The 1431-nt window shown below is 73.7% G+C and carries 2 protein-coding genes; both read left to right on the forward strand.

Annotation, left to right across the window (positions count from 1 at the left end):
• A partial coding sequence (gene mqnB / locus KN815_RS46910) for a futalosine hydrolase (RefSeq protein ID WP_216347885.1) occupies nucleotides 1–511 on the forward strand: 511 nt, incomplete at its 5' end.
• On the forward strand, nucleotides 508–1374 hold the full coding sequence (locus tag KN815_RS46915) for a 1,4-dihydroxy-6-naphtoate synthase (protein ID WP_216347886.1): 867 nt from the start codon (nucleotides 508–510) through the stop codon (nucleotides 1372–1374). The genes mqnB and KN815_RS46915, both read left to right, overlap by 4 nt.
• Nucleotides 1375–1431 lie beyond the last annotated feature (57 nt).

Consider the following 1431-nt stretch of genomic DNA (forward strand, 5'->3'; position numbering starts at 1 on the left):
CCCCGACGCCACCGAGCGCCCCGCCACCGCGCAGCCCACCCCCGCGCGCCTCGGCTCCATCGTCGTCGCCGACGCGATCGTCGCCGCCGACCTGGGCGCCGAGACCCCCGACGGCTTCGCCGCCGTCACCGACCTGGGCTTCGGAACCGTCGAACACCTCCCGCCCGCCCCGCTCGTCGCCGCCGTCGCCGAGGCGACGGACGCCGTGCGCGGCACCGTGCTCACCGTGTCGACCGTGACCGGCAGCGCCGAACGGGCCGCCGAGCTGCTGCGCCGTCATCCGCGGGCCGCCGCCGAGGCCATGGAGGGCTTCGGCGTGGCGGAGGCCGCCGCGGCCCAGTCCGTGCCCGCTCTGGAGGTACGGGCGATCTCCAACGCGGTCGGGCCGCGCGACCGGGCGGCCTGGCGGATCGGGGAGGCGCTCGAGGCGCTCACCGGCGCCTTCGGAACCATCACCCCCCTCCTCGGCACCTGGACCTGGACCTTGGACCCGGAAGGAACCCGGCAGTGACTGAGCCCCTGAAGATCGCCTACTCCCCGTGCCCCAACGACACCTTCGTCTTCCACGCCTGGGCCCACGGCCGCGTCCCCGGCGCGCCCGCGCTCGATGTCACCTTCGCCGATATCGACGTCACCAACGGGATGGCGGAGCGCGGTGAGTTCGATGTGCTGAAGGTGTCCTACGCCGTACTGCCGTGGGTGCTGGACGACTACGCGCTGCTGCCCTGCGGCGGCGCGCTCGGGCGCGGCTGCGGTCCGCTGGTGCTCACGCGGCGGCCCGGCGAGGGGCAGCAGTTCACCGGCAAGGACCTGGCGGGGAAGACGATCGCGGTGCCGAGCGAGCGTTCGACCGCGTATCTGCTCTTCCGGCTGTGGGCCGCCGCGGAGGTGCCGGGCGGGGTCGGCGAGATCAAGGTGCTGCCGTTCCACGCGATCATGCCCGCGGTACGGGACGGCGAGGTCGACGCCGGGCTCGTCATCCACGAAGCCCGGTTCACCTATCAGAACTACGGGCTGCACTGCCTGGCCGACATGGGCGAGCACTGGGAGCGGACCACCAGCCTGCCGATCCCGCTCGGCGCGATCATCGCCAAGCGCTCGCTGGGCGACGAGCGGCTGCGGGAACTCGCCGACGCCGCCCGGACATCGGTACGGATGGCCTGGGACGACCCGGAGGCGTCGCGGACGTATGTCCTGGCGCACGCCCAGGAAATGGACCCGGCCGTCGCCGATCAGCACATCGGGCTGTATGTGAACGAGTTCACCGCCGACCTGGGCGAGAACGGCTACGCCGCGGTGCGCGGGCTGCTGACCCGCGCGGCGGCCGAGGGGCTGGTGCCGCCCCTCGGCCCCGGAGCGCTGGACGCGGTCTGACGTTCCGGCGGATTCCGGTGCTCCGGCGGATTCCGGTGCTCCGGCGGATTCCGGTGC

The organism is Streptomyces niphimycinicus, from assembly GCF_018883605.1.
Classification (GTDB): Bacteria; Actinomycetota; Actinomycetes; order Streptomycetales; family Streptomycetaceae; genus Streptomyces; species Streptomyces niphimycinicus.